Source organism: Streptomyces scopuliridis RB72 (assembly GCF_000718095.1).
Taxonomy (GTDB): Bacteria; Actinomycetota; Actinomycetes; order Streptomycetales; family Streptomycetaceae; genus Streptomyces; species Streptomyces scopuliridis.
The window spans coordinates 218,962-233,887 of sequence record NZ_JOEI01000004.1 but is presented as its reverse complement, the minus strand read 5'-3'; the positions used below and the strand labels follow the sequence as shown (position 1 = coordinate 233,887).

Here is a 14,926-nt window from a genome sequence, read left to right as displayed (position 1 = left end):
CGGACAGGTCAGCCTCGGCTTCAAACTCTTCGGCATCGACATCACCCACGAAGAGAAGAACCAGACGATCACCGGCGACCCGACCTACGCCACCGGCCCGAAGAGCGGCGGCGCCCGCCCCTGGGTGGAGTGGAAGAACTGCACGCGGACCAAGCCGATCCCGACCTGACCGGTGAGTGACCCGAGGGGGCTGTTCGCGGGAACTGGGAGTCCCCGCGAACAGCCCCCTCAGGGCAGTACGGCGATACCGTCCAGCTCGACCAGCGCCTGTTCGTCCCAGAGCCGTACGACCCCGATGACCGCCATCGCGGGATAGTCACGCCCGGCAAGCCGGCGCCAGATCCGGCCGAGTTCGGCGGCGTGGGCGCGGTAGTCCGCGACGTCGGTGGCGTACACGGTCACCCGGGCGAGATCCGCCGGCCCGCCGCCCGCCGCCGCGAGCGCGGTGAGGAGATTGCCGAGCGCGGTCTCGAACTGGGCGGGAAGGGTCGCCCCCACCACAGCGCCGGTTCCGTCGAGCGCGGTCTGTCCGGCCAGCAGGACGAGCCGCCCGCCGGTGGCCGTGACGGCGTGCGAGAAGCCGGTGGCGGGCGAGAGCCCGGCGGGGTTGAGGCGCTCCAGGCTCATCGGTCCCGCCCCCGCTCGCGCCCCCGCTCGCCGCGCGAGGGCCCGTACAGCTCCCTGGCGATGATGGTGCGCTGGACCTCGGTGGCGCCCTCGTAGATCCGCGGCGCCCGGACCTCGCGGTAGAGATGCTCCAGCGGATGGCCGCGCTGGAGGGCGCGGGCGCCGTGCAACTGGACGGCGGCGTCGACGACATACTGCGCGGTCTCGGTGGCGAACAGCTTCGCCATGGCCGAACGCCGGGGTACGTCGGGGGCGCCCGTGTCGTACGCCGTGGCCGCCGCGTACACCAGCAGCCGCGCCGCCTCGGTACGGGTCGCCATCTCCGCGATCTGGTGGGCCACGGACTGGAGTCGGCTGAGCGGGCCCCCGAACGCCCGGCGTTCCGCGGTGTGTTCCAGGGCCGCGTCCAGCGCGGCCTGTGCCATGCCCACGGCGAAGGCGCCGACGCTGGGCCGGAACAGGTTCAGGGTGCTCATGGCCACCCGGAAGCCGTGGTCCACCTCGCCCAGGACATCGTCGCCGGTCACGGGTACGGCGTCGAAGGCGAGGGCGCCGATGGGGTGCGGCGAGAGCATCTCGATCGGGGTGCCGGTGAGCCCGGGGCGGTCGGCGGGGACGAGGAAGGCCGTGACCCCGCGGGCTCCGGTGCCGGCTCCCGTACCGCTCCCGGTGCTGGTGCCGGCTCCCGTGTCCGTGCGGGCGAAAACGGTGTAGAAGTCGGCCTCGGGGGCGTTCGAGATCCAGCGTTTCTCGCCGGTCAGCAGCCATCCCTCGCCGTCCGGAACGGCCCGCAGGGCGAGCGCGCCGGCGTCGGATCCGGCGCCCGGCTCACTGAGCGCGAAGGCCGCCACGGCGCGGCCCGCGCGTACCTCGGGCAGCCAGCGTGCGCGCTGCCCGCCGGTGCCCGCGAGGACGAGCGGGTACGCGCCGAGGCCCTGGAGCGCGAGCGCGGTCTCGGCCTCCGTACAGCCCTGGGCGAGGGATTCGCGCAGCAGACAGAGTTCCAGCGCCCCGGATCCGAACAGCCGCTCCAGCAGGCCGAGTTCACCGAGAGCGGCGATCAACGGACGGTTCACCGCGCCGGGTTCGCCCTTCTCGGCGATCGGGCGCAGCCGTTCCACGGCGAGGGCGCGCAGCCGCGCGCACCAGTCGGTCTGTACCGGATCGAGCGAGAATACGGGCATCCGGGCCCCCACTTCCAGCGCGTCTATCGCGGACCGTTGACTGTCGTCATCATCACGATACGCTCGATGCACGACCCCACCACCACAAGGGGGCGCACCATGGAGCTGACACCATCGGCCCACCGGGACACCTTCGCGCGCGATCATCTGCCGCCCGCGGACCAGTGGCCCCGGCTCCTTCCCGTCCCGCCCTCGCCGGACTCCCCCGGCTCGTCCGGCTCGTCCGGCTCGTCCGGCTATCCCGACCGGCTGAACTGCGCGGCCGAGCTGCTGGACCGTACGGTCGAACGCTTCGGCGCGGACCGGCCCGCATTCCGCGGGCCGGACGGAGAGGTCTGGACGTACGGGGAGTTACGCGGCCGCGTCGACCGGATCGCGCATGTCCTCACCACCGATCTGGGTGTGGTGCCGGGAAACCGGGTGCTGTTGCGCGGACCGACCACGCCCTGGCTCGCGGCCTGCTGGCTGGCGGTGCTCAAGGCGGGCGCGGTGGCCGTGACGGTGCTGGCCCAGCAGCGGGCGGCTGAGCTGGCCACCATGGGCGAGATGGCGCGGGTCGGCCATGCCCTGTGCGACACCAGGTCGGTGGACGAGCTGGTGCGGGCGGGGATACCGGGGCTGCGGATCACGACCTATGGCGCGGATTCACCGGACGATCTGCTGCGGCTGACGGACGACAAGCCGGCGCGATACACCGCGGTGGAGACGGCGGCGGACGATGTGGCGCTGATCGCCTTCACATCGGGTACGACGGGCCGGCCCAAGGGGTGCATGCACTTCCACCGTGACGTTCTCGCCATCGCCGACACCTTCTCGCGACAGGTGCTGCGCCCCGGCCCCGACGATCTCTTCGCGGGCAGCCCGCCGCTCGGGTTCACCTTCGGCCTCGGCGGTCTGGTGATCTTCCCGATGCGGGCCGGCGCCTCCGCGCTCCTGCTCGAACAGGCCCGGCCCGCCCAGCTGTTGGCGGCGGTCGCCCGGCACCGGGTGTCGGTCCTGTTCACCGCGCCGACCGCCTATCGCCTGATGCTGGACGAGCTGGCCGCGCACCCGTACGACATCTCCTCCCTGCGCCGCTGTGTCTCGGCGGGCGAGAATCTGCCGGCGGCCACCTGGCAGGCGTGGCGGGAGCGCACCGGACTGCGGGTCATCAACGGCATCGGGGCGACCGAGCTGCTCCATATCTTCATCTCCGCGGCGGACGAGGCGATCCGGCCGGGCACCACCGGGATTCCGGTGCCGGGGTGGCAGGCGCGTGTCGTGGACCGCTCGGGCGCGCCGGTGCCCGACGGGGAGCCGGGACTGCTGGCCGTGCGCGGCCCGGTGGGCTGCCGGTATCTGGCCGATCCACGCCAGCGGGAGTATGTACAGGACGGCTGGAATCTGACCGGTGACACGTATGTACGGGAGCCCGACGGCTACTTCCGCTATGTGGCCCGCGCGGACGACATGATCATCTCGGCCGGGTACAACATCGCGGGCCCCCAGGTCGAGGACGCGCTGCTGGCCCATCCTGATGTGGTCGAGGCGGCCGTGGTCGGTCTCCCCGACGAGCTGCGCGGTCAGATCGTCGCGGCGTATGTCGTCGTCCGTGACGGCGTGGAGCGCGGCGAGACGACCGCGGCGGCGCTGCGGGAGTTCGTCAGGGCGCGGCTGGTGCCGTACAAATGCCCCCGCGCGGTGGTCTTCCTGGACGCGCTCCCCCGTACCCCCACCGGCAAGCTCCAGCGCTTCCGGCTGCGGGTTCCGGGGCCGGGACCGGCCCCCGACGGAGCCGGGGCCCTCTCCGAGAGGGCCTAAAGTGATCACGTGGCCGAGCAGCACACCCCCCGATCCCTGATCGTCACTCTGTACGGCGCGTACGGGCGCACCCCGGACGACACCCCCCTCGCCGTGGCGGAGCTGATCCGTCTGCTGGGGGCCCTCGGTGTGGACGCGCCGTCCGTACGCTCCTCGGTCTCCCGGCTCAAACGCCGTGGCCTGCTGGTCCCGGAGCGTACGGCGCGGGGCGCGGCCGGTTACGCGCTGTCGGCCGAGGCGCGCCAGCTGCTCGACGACGGGGACCGCAGGATCTACGCCCGGCCCGCGCCCGAGCTGTCCGACGGCTGGGTCCTCGCCGTCTTCACCGTCCCGGAGTCCGAGCGCCACAAGCGCCATCTGCTGCGCTCCCGGCTGGGCCGGCTGGGCTTCGGAACGGCGGCGCCCGGCGTCTGGATCGCCCCGGGCCGGCTGTACGAGGAGACCCGGCACACCCTGCGACGACTGCGGCTCGACTCGTATGTCGATCTGTTCAGCGGGCGGCATCTCGGCTTCGAGGCGACGGCCGACGCCGTGGCCCGCTGGTGGGATCTGGACGCGATCGCCACCCAGCACGAGGAGTTCCTTGACGCGCACGAGCCGGTGCTGCGGGCCTGGGACGGCCGAGGCGCCGGCTCGGACGAGGGCTCGGGCCCGGCGGAGGACGCGTACCGCGACTATCTGCTGGCTCTGGACTCCTGGCGGCATCTGCCGTACGCGGACCCCGGTCTGCCCGCCGAGCTGCTCCCGGAGAACTGGCCGGGAGAGCGCTCCGCGGAGGTCTTCAGCCGCTTGCACACCCGGCTGCGGGACATGGGTCTGGCGTTCGTGGAGCGGCCGGTCACCGAAGGGTGAGGCGCGGCTTCGGGTCGCCGGCGCGGCCGGCCGGGGGTGGGCGGCTGCCCGCGCGGTACGGCAGCGGCCAGGGCGCGGCCGGACCCTCGTACCCCTGGGCCCCGGCGGCGTGCAGCGTCCACTGCGGATCGTGGAGATGGGGGCGGGCGAGCGCGCACAGGTCGGTACGGCCCGCGAGCAGCAGGGAGTTGACATCGTCCCAGGAGGAGATGGCCCCCACGGCGATGACCGGCACGGACAGGGTGTTACGGATCAGATCGGCGAACGGGGTCTGGTACGAGCGGCCGAACTCGGGCCGTTCGTCGGCGACGACCTGGCCGGTGGAGACATCAATCGCGTCCGCGCCGTGCGCGACGAAGGCGCGGGCGATCTCGACGGCGTCCTCCGGGGTCGTACCGCCGGGCGCCCAGTCGGTGGCGGAGATCCGGACCGTCATGGGCCGGTCGTCGGGCCAGTCCGCGCGGATGGCGTCGAACACTTCGAGCGGGAAGCGCAGCCGCGCGGTGAGCGAGCCGCCGTAGGCGTCGGTACGCCGGTTGGTCAGCGGGGAGAGGAAGCCGGAGAGCAAGTAGCCGTGGGCGCAGTGCAGTTCCAGCAGATCGAAGCCGCTGCGCTGGGCCCGCCGGGCGGCGGCCGTGAACTGCTCGCGGATCGTGTCGAGTTGCCGCCGGTCGAGCTGGTGCGGGACCTCACTGACGCCGGGACGGTACGGCAGCGGTGAGGCGGCGACGAGCGGCCAGCCGCCCACGGGCAGCGGCTCGTCCATGCCCTCCCACATCACGCGCGTGGCGCCCTTGCGCCCGGCGTGCCCGAGCTGGACGCCGATGGCCGTCCCCGGCGACCGCGTGTGCACGAAGTCGGTGACACGGCGCCAGCCGTCGCCCTGCTCCCGGCTGTAGAGACCGGCGCAGCCCGGGGTGATGCGGCCCTCCGGGCTGACACACACCATCTCGGTCATGACGAGTCCCGCGCCGCCCAGGGCGCGCGCGCCGAGATGCACGAGATGGAAGTCGCCGGGGACGCCGTCCACGGCGGAGTACATGTCCATCGGCGAGACGACGACACGGTTGCGCAGGGTCAGCCCGCGCAGCCGGAAGGGCGTGAACATCGGCGGGGTGCCGGGCGGGCAGCCGAAGTCCCGCTCCACCGCCCGGGTGAAGTCGGGGTCGCGCAGCCGCAGATTGTCATGGGTGACGCGGCGGCTGCGGGTGAGCAGTCCGAAGGCGAACTGGCGCGGCGGCTGGTCCGTGTACGTGGCCAGCTCCTCGAACCAGCGCAGGCTCGCGGCGGCGGCGCGCTGGGTGGACTCCACGACCGGGCGGCGCTCGCTCTCGTACGCCGCGAGCGCGTCGGGCAGCTCCGGCCGCTCCTCGATACAGGCGGCGAGCGCGAGGGCGTCCTCGACGGCGAGCTTGGTGCCGGAGCCGATGGAGAAGTGGGCGGTGTGGGCGGCGTCGCCGATCAGGACCGTATTGCCGTGGCTCCAGCGGTCGTTGACCACGGTGCGGAACGCGGTCCAGGACGAGGCGTTGGCGCGCAGCGGTCGTCCGCCGAGCGCGTCCGCGAAGATCTTGGCGCAGCGTTCGGCGGACTGCCGCTCGTCGAGGTCCTCGAATCCGGCCGCCCGCCAGACCTCTTCGCGCATCTCGACGATGACCGTGCTCCGCGCTCCGCCGGCCCCGTTCGCGTAGGGGTAGCCATGGAGCTGCATCACGCCGTGCTCGGTCTCGGCGGTCTCGAAGCGGAACGCGTCGAGGGCAAAGTCGGCGGCGAGCCAGACATAGCGGCAGCGGTGGGTGGTGATCGTGGGGGCGAAGACCTCGGCGTGGGCCGCTCGGGTGAGGCTGTGGACCCCGTCCGCGGCGATCACCAGGTCGTACGCGGTGGCGAGTTGGGCGGCGGGCGGCGCTTCGGTGCGGAACCGCAGCCGTACGCCGAGGGAAGCGCAGCGCTCGTGCAGGATCTCCAGCAGCCGGCGCCGGCCGAGCGCCGCGAAGCCGTGGCCGCCGGAGGTGAGGGTACGGCCGCGGTGGACGATGTCGATGGTGTCCCAGCGTACGAACTCGGCCTGGAGCGCCCGGTGGACGACCGGATCCGCGTGCTCGATACCGCCGAGCGTCTCGTCGGAGAGCACGACGCCGAAGCCGAAGGTGTCGTCGGGCGCGTTGCGTTCCCAGACGGTGATCTCGCGGGCGGGGTCGAGCCGCTTGAGCAGGGCGGCGGCGTAGAGCCCGCCGGGTCCACCGCCGATGACCGCGACGCGCGGGACGCGGGCCATCAGCGGCCCTGCCACTTCGGGGGCCGCTTCTCGGTGAAGGCGGCGTGGAACTCCCGGTAGTCCGCGCCGTTCATCAGCAACGCCTGTGTGGCGGCGTCCAGTTCCACGGCGGCGGCGAGCGGCATGTCGAGCTCGGCGGTGAGCAGGGCCTTGGTCTGCGCGTACGCGAGCGCCGGGCCTTCCGCGAGCCGGCGGGCCAGCTCGGCGGCGCGCGCGTCGGCCCGGCCGTCGCCGGTGAGTTCGCTGATCAGCCCGATGCGTTCGGCCTCGGCGGCGGCCACCGGCTCGCCGAGCATCAGCAGCCGGGTGGCGTGCCCGAGCCCGATCACGCGGGGCAGCAGATAGGCCGCGCCCATGTCGCCCCCGGACAGGCCCACCCGGGTGAAGAGGAAGGCGAAGCGCGCGGAGGGGTCGGCGATCCGGAAGTCCGCGGCGAGCGCGAGGACGGCGCCGGCGCCCGCGGCGACCCCGTGCACGGCGGCGATCACCGGGAAGGGGCACTCGCGGATGGCCCGGACCACCTGGCCGGTCATCCGGTTGAAGTCGAGCAGCCGGGCCGTGTCCAGGGCGAGGGTGGCGCCGATGATCTCGTCGACATCGCCGCCGGAGCAGAAGCCGCGGCCCTCGCCGGCCAGTACGAGGGCGCGTACGGAGCGTTCCCGGGACAGCTCGGCGAGCAGATCGCGCAGATCGGCGTAGGCGCCGAAGGTGAGCGCGTTGAGTTTCGCGGGGCGGGCGAGGGTGACGGTCGCGACGCCGACGTCCTGGTCCCGGGTCAGTCGCAGATGGCGCCACTCCTCGGTGCGGGGCGCGGAGCCGGTGAACGGGCTCATGGAGTGCGACCTCCTTCAGCGAACCTCAGCGGCCTCAGCGGCCTCAGTGACCTGAAGGCCCGAGGGCCTGAGCGGCCTGAGCTGGCTTCAGCGCCAAGAAAAGGTATCACCCAAATGTGACTGCCGTCACGAGTACGCGATACGTCTGTGACAGGCCCGCGATGCGCCCGCGTCCCTTCCGTGACAATTCCGCGAGATACCGCCCGTAAGCCGCTAAAGGTCCCGAGGTGCAAGGGCCATTGGTCCCGTGCCCGGCAGGCCGGAGCCTCTTGTTAACCCGCTCACGCTCCGTATGTTTGAACGTGATAGCAATTACCCCCGCACCCCCCGGCCGTACTTGTGCCTTGATCGGACCGCCCGCCATGCCAGAAGCCGCAGACTCCTCCCCCCGGAGAGTCACGCTGCCCCACTCGGTCGAAGCCGTGCCCATCGCGCGCGCCCTCGTCCGTGACGCTCTGGCACATCTGGAGGAGCCGACGCACAGCGACACGGCGGAGCTGCTGACCGCGGAACTGGTCGCCAACGCCATCCAGCACACCCTGGGGAGCGAGCCGATCGAGCTGGTCGTGGAGCTGCTGCCGACCGGCTGCCAGGTCGAGGTGCACGACTGCGACCCGGCCCCGCCGGGCAATCTGTCGCACCCGGGGGCGATGCCGGACCCGTGGCAGGAGGGCGGCCGCGGCCTGCTGCTGATCAGTACGCTCAGCTCGGCCTGCGGCCACCGCACCACGGATCAGGGCAAGGCGGTCTGGTTCACGCTTCCGGCGATCTGAGTCATCGCCGCTCTACTGGGCGGTGCCGCTCGCGGACAGCGTCGCCACCAGCACCGCCTTGATGGTGTGCAGCCGGTTCTCGGCCTCGTCGAAGACGACCGAGTGCTTCGACTCGAAGACCTCGTCGGTGACTTCCAGCTCCGTCAGCCCGTGCCGCTCATGGATCTCCCGGCCCACCGCCGTGCCCAGGTCGTGGAAGGCCGGAAGGCAGTGCAGGAATTTCACGTCGGGGTTGCCCGTCGCGCGCAGCACGTCCATCGTCACGGCGTACGGGCCGAGCGCCTCGATCCGCTCGTCCCAGACCGCCTTGGCCTCACCCATCGACACCCAGACGTCAGTGGCCACGAAGTCCGCGCCCGCCACGCCCTCGGCGATCTCCTCGGTGAGCGTGAGCCGGGCCCCGCTGCTCGCGGCGGCCTCGCGGGCCAGGGCGAGGATGTCGTCCGACGGCCAGTAGGTGCGCGGCGCGACGATCCGTACGTCCATGCCGAGCAGGGCACCGGTGACCAGATACGAGTTGCCCATGTTGAAGCGGGCGTCCCCGAGGTAGGCGAAGGCGATCTCCGTCAGCGGCTTGGCGGTGTGCTCGGTCATCGTCAGCACATCGGCGAGCATCTGGGTGGGGTGCCACGCGTCCGTGAGGCCGTTGAAGACGGGGACGCCGGCGTACGCGGCCAGTTCCTCGACGGTCTCCTGGGCGTCCCCGCGGAACTCGATACCGTCGAACATCCGTCCGAGCACCCGGGCGGTGTCCTTGGCTGACTCCTTCTTCCCGATGTGCGAGCCGGCCGGGTCGATATAGGTGGTGGAGGCGCCCTGGTCCGCCGCCGCGACCTCGAAGGCGCAGCGGGTGCGGGTGGAGGACTTCTCGAAGATCAGGGCGATGTTCCTGCCACGCAGCCGCTGGACCTCGGTGCCCGCCTTCTTCGCGGCCTTGAGTTCCGCGGCCAGATCGATCAGGCCGCGGAACTCCCCGGCCGTGAAGTCCAGCTCCTTGAGGAAGTGGCGGCCTTCGAGGTGTATGGCCATGGTGGCTGCTCCTGGGGCGCGAGTCGCGAAGAGTGGGGAAGATACCGGACACTGGAACTATATACGACGACCTGCATCGCTATACAGCGTCACGTTCCACCGGGCAGCTCATACAGCGCGGCCCGCCCCGGCCCCGGCCCAGCTCGCTGCCCGGGATCTCCAGCACCTCGATGCCCTGTTTCCGCAGATGCGTGTTGGTGGTGACATTGCGCTCGTAGGCGACGACGACCCCGGGCTCGACGGCGAGCACATTGCAGCCGTCGTCCCACTGCTCGCGCGCCGCCGAGTGCACATCCTGGGTGGCGGTCAGCACCCGGATGTCCGCCAGGCCCAGGGCCGCCGCGATGGCACGGTGCATATGCTCCGGCGGATGGTCGGTGACCTTCAGTTCGCGGCCGTCGCCGCCCGGTTCGATGGTGTACGAGCGGAGCATGCCGAGGCCCGCGTACTGCGTGAAGGTATCGCTGTCGACCATCGTCATCACGGTGTCAAGATGCATGAACGCCCGCCGCTTGGGCATGTCGAGCGCCACGATCGTGGTGGCGGAACCGGCCGCGAAGAGCCCGCGCGCCAGCATCTCGACCGCCTGCGGGGTGGTGCGCTCGCTCATCCCGATCAGTACGGCTCCCTTGCCGATGACCAGCACGTCGCCGCCCTCGATGGTGGACGGGTAGTCGTCCTGCCCCTCGGACCAGTGATGGAAGGCCCCGGCGGAGGGCCCGGTGAACAGGGGGTGGTGCTTGTAGATCGCCTCGAAGTGCACGGTCTCGCGCTGCCGGGCGGGCCAGCGCATCGCGTTGATGCTCACGCCGTCATAGATCCAGGCCGAGGTGTCCCTGGTGAAGAGATGGTTCGGCAGCGGGTCGAGCAGGAAGTCGTCCAGCTCCATCGCGTGGAAGCGTACGGACACCGGCTCCGCGTGCTGCTCCAGGAACTCCCGCTTGGTCATACCGCCGACCAGCGCCTCGACCAGCCGGTCCGTGGGCTGTTCGTCGAAGATCGCCCGGAGATGGCCGGTGGCGAGCGGGCCGTACTCCTTCTCGTCGAAGACCCGGTCCAGGACGAGCCGCCGGGCCGCCGGGAGGTCCAGGGACTCCCTCAGCAGATCGCCGAAGAGATGCACCTGGACTCCCCGGTCGCGCAGGAGGGCGGCGAACGCGTCGTGCTCCTCCTGCGCGCGGCGTACCCAGAGCACATCGTCGAAGAGCAGTGTGTCCTTGTTGCCGGGCGTGAGGCGTTTCAGCTCCAGATCCGGGCGGTGCAGTATGACGCGGCGCAGCCGCCCGGTCTCGGAGTCGACATGGAATCCCATGTCTCCCATCCTCGCCGCATGGAGCACGGTTCACGCGGCGAACGGTCCAGGCCGGTCCGGCTGTCAGAGCCGGGGGTCGACCGGTTCCGACTCCAGGGCCAGAACCGCGAAGACCGCCTCATGGATCCGCCACAGCGGTTCGCCGTCCGCCAACCGGTCCAGGGCCTCCAGACCGAGGGCGTACTCCCGCAGCGCCAGGGAGCGCTTGTGGCCGAGGAAGCGGTCGCGCAGCCGCTGGAGATTGTCCGGACGGGTGTACTCGGGACCGTAGATGATCCGCAGATACTCCCGGCCCCGTACCTTGACGCCCGGCTGCACGAGCCGGTCCTTGCCGTCCCGTACGAGCGCTTGGAGCGGCTTGACGACCATGCCCTCGCCGCCCCGCCCGGTCATCTCCAGCCACCAGTCGACTCCGCCGCGCACCGATTCCTCGTCGCCGGTGTCCACGATCAGCCGGCGGGTGACCTGGAGCAGACCGGTCGGGTCGTGCTCGACCAGCCGGTCCAGCCAGGCCAGCTGCTGGTCGTGCGGGACCCCGGCGAGGTTACGGCCCTGGACGGCGAGCAGCTGGAACGGTGCCAGGCGCACGCCCTCCAGCCCCTCTGTCGGCCAGCAGTAGCGCCGGTACGCCTCGGTGAACGCGGCCGCGTCGGCGGCGCGTTCACGCTGGGTGGCCAGCAGTCCCGCGGTCTCGACGCCCCGGGACGCGGCGGCTTCGAGCGCCTTCGTGACGGTGGGGAAGGCCGCCCCCGCGGCGGCGCCCACCGCGGCGTACTGGGTGCGCAGCAGGCCGGTGGCCTTCAGCGACCAGGGCATCAGCTCGGCGTCCAGGAGCACCCACTCGGTGTCGAGTTCCCGCCACAGCCCGGCGGCGGTGACGGCGCTGCGCAGTCGGTCCAGGATCTCCTCGGTGACGGCCTCGTCGTCGAAGAAGGGCCTGCCGGTACGGGTGTGCAGCACGCCGGTCGGCCCGGTCACGCCGAAGCGTTCGCGCGCCGCCGCCGCGTCACGGCAGACCAGCGCCACCGCGCGCGAACCCATGTGCTTCTCCTCGCACACGACCTGTCCGACGCCGTCCGCGCGGTACTGCGCGAACGCCTCGGCGGGGTGCTCCAGATAGCCGTCCCGCTCCGAGGTGGCGGTGGGCGCCATGGTGGGCGGGAGATAGGCGAGCAGGCGCGGGTCGACCGCAAACCGGCTCATCACCTCCAGGGCCGCCGCCGCGTTCTCCTCACGTACCGCGAGGCGCGCCATGTGGCGGGTCTCCACGATCCGCTTGCCCGCAACATCCGCGAGGTCCAGCGGACGGCCCTCCCTGCCACCGGGCGCCTCCGTGACCAGCGGTTTGGCCGGCTCGTACCAGACCCGCTCGGCCGGTACGTCGACGATCTCGCGCTCGGGCCAGCGCAGCGCGGTCATCCGGCCGCCGAAGACCGCTCCGGTGTCCAGGCAGAGGGTGTTGTTGATCCATGAGGTGTTCGGTACGGGTGTGTGGCCGTACACCACAGCCGCCCGGCCCCGGTACTCCTCGGCCCACGGGTAGCGCACGGGCAGGCCGAACTCGTCCGTCTCCCCTGTGGTGTCGCCATACAGCGCATGGGAGCGGACCCGGCCCGAGGTGCGGCCGTGGTACTTCTCGGGCAGCCCGGCGTGACAGACGACCAGCTTGCCGCCGTCCAGGACGTAGTGGCTGACCAGGCCGTCGATGAACTCCCGCACCTGGGTGCGGAACGCGTCGTCCTCACGCTCCAGCTGCTCGATGGTCTCGGCGAGTCCGTGGGTGTGCTGGACCTTCTTTCCCTTCAGCCAGCGGCCGAGCTTGTTCTCATGGTTGCCGGGCACACACAGGGCGGTGCCCGCCGCGACCATGCCCATCACCCGGCGCAGCACCCCGGGGCTGTCGGGGCCGCGGTCGACGAGGTCGCCGACGAAGACGGCCGTACGGCCCTCGGGGTGCGCGCCGTCCTCGTAACCGAGCTTGCCGAGCAGGGTCTCCAGCTCGGAGCGGCAGCCGTGGATGTCTCCGATGATGTCGAAGGGGCCGGTGAGATGGGCGAGATCGTTGTAGCGGCGTTCGAGAACGATCTCGGCGCTCTCCACTTCCCGCTCGCCGCGCAGGATATGCACCTTGCGGAAGCCCTCGCGCTCCAGACCGCGCAGCGAGCGGCGCAGTTCGCCGCGGTGCCGCTTGATCACATGGCGTGGCATCCCGGCCCGGTCGGGGCGGCCCGCGTTGCGCGCGGCGCACACCTCCTCGGGCAGGTCGAGGACTATCGCGACGGGCAGTACGTCATGCTCGCGGGCGAGCCGCACCAGCCGCTTGCGGCTCTCGGGCTGGACGTTGGTGGCGTCCACGACGGTGAGCCGGCCGGCCGCGAGCCGCTTGCCGACGATGTAGTGGAGTACGTCGAAGGCGTCGCCGGTGGCGCTCTGGTCGTTCTCGTCGTCCGACACCAGACCGCGGCAGAAGTCGGAGGAGACGACCTCGGTGGGCTTGAACCGGCTTCGGGCGAAGGTGGACTTGCCGGAGCCGGTGGCGCCGATCAGCACCACGAGGGAGAGGTCGGGCACCGGCAGGGGGCGCCGGGCAGCGGCGCCGTCGGTGGCAGTGGTGGTGCTGGTCATGCGGCCTTCTCCTCCTTCTGTGCGGTCAGCGGGCCGGTGAGGGTGAACACGGCCATCTGCGTGGGCGGGCCCACCTCGGGGTCGTCGGGGCCGACCGGCCGGTACGTCACCTCGTAGCCATGGCGCCGTCCCACCTCCTCGGCCCAGCCGCGGAACTCCGCGCGGGTCCACTCGAAGCGGTGGTCGCCGTGGCGTACGTGGCCGGCGGAAAGCGTCTCCCAGCGCACGTTGTACTCGACGTTGGGTGTGGTCACGACGACGGTCCCGGGGCGCGCCGAGCCGAAGACCGCGTACTCCAGGGCGGGCAGCCGGGGCAGGTCGAGATGCTCGATGACCTCGCTCAGCACGGCGGCGTCGTATCCCTTCAGCCGCTTGTCGGTGTACGTGAGCGCGCCCTGCGTGAGCGTGACGCGGTCGGCCTGGCGCTCGCTCATCCGGTCGAGCTTGAGCCGTCGCGAGGCGATCGTGAGCGCCCGTACGGACACGTCCACGCCGACGACGCGCCGGAAGCGCGCGTCCTTCAGCAGCGCCTGCACCAACTGGCCCTGGCCACAGCCCAGGTCGAGCACCGAGCTCGCGCCCGCGTCGCGCAGGGCGGTGAGGATCGCCTCGCGTCGCTGGGAGGCGAGGGAGACCTCCTTCGGCCGCGCGTCCTCGGCACCTTCCGCGCCCTCGGCGCCCTCGGCGTTCTCGGCGTTCTCGGCGTTCTCGGCGTTCTCGGCGCTTTCCGTGTCGTCGGGGGTCTCCTCGACCGCGTTGTCGATCGCCTCGACCTCGATGTCGTCGGCCTCGGCGAGCCTGACCAGCTCAAGCCGCTCCATGGCCCGCCGGGTCAGCCCCCAGCGACGGGCCAGATAGCGGCTGGTGATCAGCTTCTGTTCGGGGTGCTCGGCCAGCCAGCCCTCGCCCGCCCGCAGCAGCTTGTCCACCTCGTCGGGCGCGACCCAGTAGTGCTTGGCGTCGTCGAGCACCGGCAGCAGGATGTAGAGCTGGCGCAGCGCGTCGGCGAGCCGCAGCTCGCCCTCCAGGACGAGTTGCACATAGCGTGAGTCGCCCCACTGCGGGAAGCGCTCGTCCAGCGGCACCGGCTCCGCCCGTACCGAGGCCCAGCCCAGCGGTCCGAAGAGCGCCCGGACCAGCTCGGCGCCGCCGCGCGCGGGCACCGCCGGTATCTCGATCCGCAGCGGCAGCGGGCTCGCGGCCCGCTCGGGGAGCGCGGCGCACACACCGCGCAGGGCGCTCTTGAAGACGGTGCTCAGCGCGACCGCGAGCAGCGAGGACGCGGCGTAGGGGCGGTCGTTGACATACCGCGCGAGGGCCGCGTCGGGGGCGCCGCCCCGGCCCTTCCCCTTGCTCCGTCGCACCAGCGCCACCGGATCGATCTCCAGCAGCAGGGCCGCCGTGCAGCGTTCGGTGGACGCCTCGGGATAGAGCACATGGGCGGTGCCATGCGACGTGGAGAAGGTCTGCGCCCGGTCGGGATGCTTGTGCAGCAGGAATCCGAGGTCGGTCGCGGGACGCTCCGGGGTGCCGGTCGTACTGATCGTCAGGAACACCCGAACGAGTATTGCCCGCCGGATCCGCCACGACCAGGGGTTTTCCCGATGACTCCG

The 14,926-nt window shown here is 71.7% G+C and carries 11 protein-coding genes; 3 read left to right on the top strand and 8 right to left on the bottom strand.

Annotated features, from left to right (window positions below; all coding sequences use genetic code 11):
- Positions 1-228: 228 nt before the first annotated feature.
- Both IF11_RS0105400 and IF11_RS0105395 read right to left on the bottom strand, forming a co-directional pair.
- Positions 229-627: a RidA family protein gene (locus tag IF11_RS0105400; RefSeq protein ID WP_030350255.1), complete on the bottom strand. Its 399-nt coding sequence runs from the start codon at positions 625-627 to the stop codon at positions 229-231.
- A complete protein-coding gene (locus IF11_RS0105395) occupies positions 624-1,811 on the bottom strand; it encodes an acyl-CoA dehydrogenase family protein (protein WP_030350254.1) in 1,188 nt (395 codons plus the stop codon). Before IF11_RS0105395 ends, IF11_RS0105400 begins: the two co-directional genes overlap by 4 nt.
- A 99-nt stretch (positions 1,812-1,910) precedes the next feature.
- Here IF11_RS0105395 and IF11_RS0105390 point away from each other — a divergent pair, with 99 nt between their 5' ends.
- Both IF11_RS0105390 and IF11_RS0105385 read left to right on the top strand, forming a co-directional pair.
- Positions 1,911-3,611, top strand: coding sequence for an AMP-binding protein (locus tag IF11_RS0105390; RefSeq protein ID WP_030350253.1), 1,701 nt, complete (start codon positions 1,911-1,913; stop codon positions 3,609-3,611).
- Positions 3,612-3,620: 9 nt separating this feature from the next.
- Positions 3,621-4,463 carry a PaaX family transcriptional regulator gene (locus tag IF11_RS0105385; RefSeq protein ID WP_030350252.1) on the top strand — a complete coding sequence of 281 codons (843 nt, stop codon included), beginning with the start codon at positions 3,621-3,623 and terminating at the stop codon, positions 4,461-4,463.
- Here the strand turns inward: IF11_RS0105385 and IF11_RS0105380 are convergent.
- Both IF11_RS0105380 and IF11_RS0105375 read right to left on the bottom strand, forming a co-directional pair.
- Entirely contained in the window at positions 4,450-6,741 is a 2,292-nt protein-coding gene (locus IF11_RS0105380; protein WP_030350251.1) for a bifunctional salicylyl-CoA 5-hydroxylase/oxidoreductase, read from the bottom strand. The genes IF11_RS0105385 and IF11_RS0105380 overlap by 14 nt on opposite strands.
- Positions 6,741-7,574: an enoyl-CoA hydratase family protein gene (locus IF11_RS0105375; protein WP_030350250.1), complete on the bottom strand. Its 834-nt coding sequence runs from the start codon at positions 7,572-7,574 to the stop codon at positions 6,741-6,743. The genes IF11_RS0105380 and IF11_RS0105375 overlap by 1 nt, the downstream gene beginning before the upstream one ends.
- A gap of 362 nt (positions 7,575-7,936) precedes the next feature.
- On the opposite strand from IF11_RS0105375, the gene IF11_RS0105370 reads away from it, so the two are divergent.
- Entirely contained in the window at positions 7,937-8,347 is a 411-nt protein-coding gene (locus tag IF11_RS0105370) for an ATP-binding protein (protein WP_030350249.1), read from the top strand.
- A gap of 12 nt (positions 8,348-8,359) precedes the next feature.
- Here IF11_RS0105370 and argF read toward each other — a convergent pair whose 3' ends face one another.
- The 4 genes from argF to IF11_RS0105350 all read right to left on the bottom strand — a co-directional run bounded on the left by argF (position 8,360) and on the right by IF11_RS0105350 (position 14,869).
- Positions 8,360-9,376, bottom strand: coding sequence for an ornithine carbamoyltransferase (gene argF, locus IF11_RS0105365; protein ID WP_030350248.1), 1,017 nt, complete (start codon positions 9,374-9,376; stop codon positions 8,360-8,362).
- Positions 9,377-9,455: 79 nt separating this feature from the next.
- Positions 9,456-10,688 (bottom strand): arginine deiminase, encoded by a 1,233-nt coding sequence (locus tag IF11_RS0105360; RefSeq protein WP_030350247.1) that lies wholly within the window; start codon positions 10,686-10,688, stop codon positions 9,456-9,458.
- 63 nt (positions 10,689-10,751) lie between these two features.
- Complete coding sequence (locus IF11_RS0105355) at positions 10,752-13,313, bottom strand: polynucleotide kinase-phosphatase (RefSeq protein WP_030350246.1); 2,562 nt, start codon at positions 13,311-13,313, stop codon at positions 10,752-10,754.
- Positions 13,310-14,869, bottom strand: coding sequence for a 3' terminal RNA ribose 2'-O-methyltransferase Hen1 (locus tag IF11_RS0105350; protein ID WP_030350245.1), 1,560 nt, complete (start codon positions 14,867-14,869; stop codon positions 13,310-13,312). Before IF11_RS0105350 ends, IF11_RS0105355 begins: the two co-directional genes overlap by 4 nt.
- Positions 14,870-14,926 lie beyond the last annotated feature (57 nt).